Here is a 4704-nt window from a genome sequence, read left to right as displayed (position 1 = left end):
GAAGCTGCCTTGAAGACCGACAGCCTAGCGCCCGAGACCCGTGCCGTCATCGAGGCCGCCAATGCGTCGGTCCTGCGCGGGCACGATCAGATGCGCGACCTCAAGCATGGATTGGAGGCTTGAACCATGGGCGTTTTCTCTGCGATCAAGAATGCAATCTTCGGTCACCCGGCTGCAGGCCAAGCCGCCCCGCAACCGGCTCCAGTCGACGCGACTACGGCCCCGGCTCAGGCCCGGGCAGTGCCGACTTTAACTGAAGCTGCAACGTCCGCGGCGCCGGTCGATGTCGAGGGCGTCCTCAATGAAATCTCGGCCGACAAAGGTCATCCCGACCTCAATTGGAAGTCGTCGATCGTCGACCTGATGAAATTGCTAAGCATCGACTCCAGCTTGTCCAATCGTGAGGAGCTTGCGACTGAACTGGGTTACACCGGCGACAAGAACGGTAGCGCCGAAATGAACATCTGGCTGCACAAGGCCGTGATGAAGGCGCTGGCCGACAACGGCGGACGCGTCCCCGCCAATATGATGGACTGAATTTCGCTGACGCTGCGGCCGCTGGTTGCGGCCGTAGTCGTCGGTGCAGCGGGACTGCCCCCGCCGCCATCCCTCGAGAGCGCAGTTCCCTTGTTCATTTGGTGGTGAGCGTGGCGGGCCGTTACGGCTTGATTGTCGGCCCGTTCCAGTCGGCCGCGTCCTGCACCTCGGTCCGCCCCGTACGGCGATTATAGGCGCACAGCTTGCGATGAGTGATGCCCTTGCGATCGCTCCCGCGCATCATGCGGAGTTCGGTCCCGATCGTGTCGGAGAAACTGATCTTCGCCGCGAGCAATTTCGGCCGTGACATGCCCGACATTGCGATGCACGCGCGGTTCACCCGCTTATTCATCTGGTCCCACGCCTGCGGCGTCGATGCGCTGGCGGGAATCGCAGTGCTGACGGCAAGACAAAAAATTGCGGCCAATCGGGCATGGGGTTTCATCGGACGCGCCTGTTTCGCCTCCCCACACGAACAATGGCAGCAGTCCCTAATCCCTGCAAGCGCCGTCGCCCCCGCGACCCTCGCCATCGCCCGAAAACAGGCGTAAACTCACCTGCATCAGCCCAAGGAGGCACCTATGTTCCGCGCCCCGTTGCTCTTCGCCGCCCTGCTAGCCACCGCGCCCGCGCCCGCGCAGCCAGCGACCAGCGTCGCCATCACCTTGTCCAATTTCAACATCGCGCCCGCGACCATCCACCTGGTTGCGGGCCAGCCGGTGCGGCTGGTGTTCACCAATTCCTCGGGCGGCGGTCACGACTTCACCGCCCCGAACTTCTTCGCCCATGCCAGCGGCGTCAACGGTCCGGTCGCGCACGGCGAGGTCGAACTTGTCGGTCACGCCACCGCCACCGTCACCCTGACCCCCGCGCGCGGCACCTACAAGGCCAAATGCACCCACTTCGCGCACAAGATGATGGGCATGAGCGCGACGATCATCGTCGATTGACGGCGGGGCCTCGGCCCCGGACCGCGACATTGCGCGTTGACCGACTGAAACGACCGTATCTTATCGGCCGTCAACCAAGGAACACGACCATGAAGGTCATCGTCACTGCGGCGTGGGTCGCGGCCAGTCTCGCCCTCGTCGCGGCCACGCCCGCGCTCGCACAAAATTATCCGCAATATGGCAATCCGCAGAACGGATATCCCGTCGCCAACGGCGATGCCAACAACGTGTATGGCGCCTATGGCCAGCCCGGCGATCGCGCCGCGATCGACCAGTGCGCCCGCGCCGCCGAAGCGCGCATCGACGCCGACGCCGATGGGCGCGGCTATGGCGGATATCAGCAGGGCTACAACCAGCAGGGTTACAACCAGCAGGGTTACGGCCAGGCCTATGACCCGCGCTATCCCAATCGCGTCATTGCGAACGGCGCCGCCCGGCTGGTATCGATCACCCGCGTCGAACGCCGCTCGAACGAGTTGCGCATTTCGGGGCTGATCGATTCCGGCATGAATGGCTACGGAAATTACGGCGGCTACGCGAACCAGGGCTACAACAACGGCGTCACCAATCAGGCCTACGACAACAACAACGGCCCGCGCGGCGAACGCACCGACCCCGCATACCGTCGCCAGCAGGCGTACAATGGCCAAGCCTATAGCAACCAGCCCTATGGCTATGCCAACGGCCGCGCACAGGCTGACATGACATTCGACTGCCGTATCGACTATCGCGGCCAAATCACCCGCCTGCGCATCAGCCGCAGTGATTACCAGCGGGGCTAACTCCGGCGATTGCCGATCAGGACGATGACGTTTCAGGCGGGCAACGCTTTGACCTTGGACTCAAGCCAGGCGGAATGCATTTAGAATTGCATCGATCACGGAATCGACATCCACCGTAGGATTCGCAGCGACGCACCGCAGCCATTCGCTTCCAGCGACGGTTGTGCGGGACGACAGGCCAGCGGGCAATGCGACGTAAAAGTCCTGGATGGGCTCGCCGCAGGGCCGCCAGACCACAACACCCGTCTCCGGCTGAGCAAGCAACTCCAGCCGTTCGTCGGCAGCGACAAAGGCAGCGAATTTCTCGGATGTCGCGATGCAGTGATCGAGCCGGGACGCCAACCCATCGCGGCCCCACGCCCAGAGCAGTGCGAACAGCGGAACGGCCGTTGCGCCGTGCGAGCCCAACAGGCCAATGTTGGGTGCGGCCAGGTAAGCCCCTCCGAATGACAGGGCCGCATGCGCCGTCGCCGTATTACGGAAGAACACCAATGCGGACTCCTTGGGCTGGAACAGCCACTTGTGCGCCGAAACTGCTACCGAGTCGGCATGCTCGATCCCGTCGAGCCGCCCGGCATATTTGTCGCTCAGCCGCAGCGGTCCTGCCCATGCGGCGTCCACGTGGGTCCACGCCGCCGACCCCGCGAGATGCAAAGGGTCGATTACGCCGGTTGACGTCGATCCCGCCACCAAAACGAGGCATGCCCGATCGAGGCCAACCGCCGTTTCTGGCAACAGGCGACCTTGGTCGTCCGTCGGCAGCGGACGGAAGCGAAGGCCAAGCAGTCGCGCCGACTTCTCAACGGAAACATGCGCCGTGTCGGCCGCAACGACTTCGTCAATCCCTCGAAGTTCGCGTGCGGCCCACAGCGCGGTTAGATTTGCGACCGTCGAACCCGGCACCATATGACCGCCGTCCATCCCGAAAAAAGGAGCAAGCCAGGCGACCGTGCGCGCTTCGATGATGCGCGCGGCCGGCGCGGTCGCGGGATGCAACAAATTCTGGTTCAGCCGCGCGTTCCACAACGTCATGGCCCACGTCAGCCAAGGTGTCGGTGGGTCCATATGGGCAAACGACAAGGGGTCATCGAGCCGCTGGGCCCCGCCTAGAACCAGAGTAGCCAGCCGGGGAAGCAACTCCCTTTCCCCGGCGCCTGCTTCGGGCAAGCTAGACGGAAGCAGGGAAAGGGCCGCGACGGGGTTCACTACACCTTGATCAGACAGGAGTCGCAGCGCCTCTGATAAGGCCTCGTTCTGGACATCGAATGCTTCGTCGATTTTGCCGCCGGGTTTTGATCGCATGGCTTGCACTATCATGAGCTCAGAAACATGCGCGATGAAAGTGCCTGTGCCGCTGCCGTAAGACGAGAGCTTAACTATCCCTATTGCCATCACAGACGCAACCACGACGGCTCAGGGGAGCCTGATCGAGCGCGGTCATTCGGGAGGGCAATGTAACCCCGCCGATCGAAAACCGGCGGCTTGCGCCAAACGCGCTTGCCACCAAACGAGAAATGGGGGCCGGCATTGCTGCCAGCCCCCACTGCGCCGAGCGAAGGATCTGCCGGTATTCGTGACCTGGTCGGCTTGCGCTTCCCCGTCTCTCGATCCTGGCTCACCAGCTCAGGCGTCGCTTCCCGTTTCGATCCCAATCCGAGGACGGGTTCTCCACGTTCCGCGGCCCTTCTTGGATCAACCCTCTTTTCGCGCTTTCCATTCCCCCGAGAGGTTCAGGCAGCTGCGACAGAAAGATCGACTCTTCCGGCGCCTCTTGCCAGCTGGTCCGATGAGCGTCAGATCTGCCTACGTCCCGAGGGATTTCAACGTCTCTTTCGCATCACCATCGCCTGCCGGCGGAGATCGGTGCTTTGGTCTCTGGTCGTCTTCGGTCCGGTTGCCCTTCCCGCCGATGGCCCGAAGCCGCTGCCCCGATCACCATTGCAATATGCGCCTCGAACCGAGTCGTTCAAAGCGGAATCTTCACCATCGGGTCTGTGGATAACGGGGATAGTGCGGATAAGTCGGACTGCGCTTAGGTTGCCGTTTCGTTCCGCGCCGCCTACCTCGTCCTCGTGCCCGAATCCCCTGCCCCGATCGCCAGTAACCCCGCTTATCTGACCGGCCTCAACCCGCCGCAGCGCGAGGCGGTGCTCACGACCGAAGGCCCGGTGCTCGTCCTCGCCGGGGCCGGCACTGGTAAAACCAGCGCCCTGACCGCTAGACTCGCTCACATCATCGCCACCCGCCGCGCCTGGCCGTCGCAGATCCTCGCCGTCACCTTCACCAACAAGGCGGCGCGCGAGATGAAGGAGCGCATCGCGCGCATCTCCGGTGGGGCAATCGAGGGGATGCCATGGCTCGGCACCTTCCACAGCGTGGCCGCGAAGATGCTGCGCAGCAATGCCGAGCTGGTCGGGCTGCAATCCAACTTCACC

At 63.4% G+C, this 4704-nt stretch carries 6 protein-coding genes; 4 read left to right on the top strand and 2 right to left on the bottom strand.

Features of this window, described 5'->3' with window-relative positions; all coding sequences use genetic code 11:
• The first annotated feature begins 126 nt into the window (after positions 1-126).
• Positions 127-537, top strand: a complete 411-nt coding sequence (locus RMN84_RS02405) for a DUF3597 domain-containing protein (protein ID WP_309610614.1) — start codon at positions 127-129, stop codon at positions 535-537.
• A 121-nt stretch (positions 538-658) separates the two neighbouring features.
• Here the strand turns inward: RMN84_RS02405 and RMN84_RS02400 are convergent, their stop codons facing one another.
• On the bottom strand, positions 659-982 hold the full coding sequence (locus RMN84_RS02400) for a hypothetical protein (protein WP_309610613.1): 324 nt from the start codon (positions 980-982) through the stop codon (positions 659-661).
• Between the two features lie 136 nt (positions 983-1118).
• Here RMN84_RS02400 and RMN84_RS02395 point away from each other — a divergent pair, with 136 nt between their 5' ends.
• A complete protein-coding gene (locus tag RMN84_RS02395; RefSeq protein WP_309610612.1) occupies positions 1119-1487 on the top strand; it encodes a cupredoxin domain-containing protein in 369 nt (122 codons plus the stop codon).
• 89 nt (positions 1488-1576) lie between these two features.
• Positions 1577-2269, top strand: a complete 693-nt coding sequence (locus RMN84_RS02390) for a hypothetical protein (RefSeq protein WP_309610611.1) — start codon at positions 1577-1579, stop codon at positions 2267-2269.
• A 60-nt stretch (positions 2270-2329) separates the two neighbouring features.
• On the opposite strand, the gene RMN84_RS02385 is transcribed toward RMN84_RS02390, so the two are convergent.
• Positions 2330-3571 (bottom strand): pyridoxal-dependent decarboxylase, encoded by a 1242-nt coding sequence (locus RMN84_RS02385; RefSeq protein ID WP_309610610.1) that lies wholly within the window; start codon positions 3569-3571, stop codon positions 2330-2332.
• A gap of 770 nt (positions 3572-4341) precedes the next feature.
• On the opposite strand from RMN84_RS02385, the gene RMN84_RS02380 reads away from it, so the two are divergent.
• A partial coding sequence (locus RMN84_RS02380) for a UvrD-helicase domain-containing protein (RefSeq protein WP_309610609.1) occupies positions 4342-4704 on the top strand: 363 nt, incomplete at its 3' end.

Origin of the sequence: Sphingomonas sp. (assembly GCF_031380695.1) — a bacterium.
In the GTDB taxonomy this organism is placed as follows: domain Bacteria; phylum Pseudomonadota; class Alphaproteobacteria; order Sphingomonadales; family Sphingomonadaceae; genus Sphingomicrobium.
The sequence above is the reverse complement of the archived record's forward strand: the minus strand, read 5'-3'. Positions and strand labels throughout refer to the sequence as shown.

Excerpts from the sequence above, each read along its gene's own strand:
- RMN84_RS02405 (WP_309610614.1), top strand. The coding sequence starts at position 127 with ATGGGCGTTTTCTCTGCGATCAAGAATGCAATCTTCGGTCACCCGGCT.
- RMN84_RS02400 (WP_309610613.1), bottom strand. The coding sequence starts at position 982 with ATGAAACCCCATGCCCGATTGGCCGCAATTTTTTGTCTTGCCGTCAGC.
- RMN84_RS02395 (WP_309610612.1), top strand. The coding sequence starts at position 1,119 with ATGTTCCGCGCCCCGTTGCTCTTCGCCGCCCTGCTAGCCACCGCGCCC.
- RMN84_RS02390 (WP_309610611.1), top strand. The coding sequence starts at position 1,577 with ATGAAGGTCATCGTCACTGCGGCGTGGGTCGCGGCCAGTCTCGCCCTC.
- RMN84_RS02385 (WP_309610610.1), bottom strand. The coding sequence starts at position 3,571 with ATGCGATCAAAACCCGGCGGCAAAATCGACGAAGCATTCGATGTCCAG.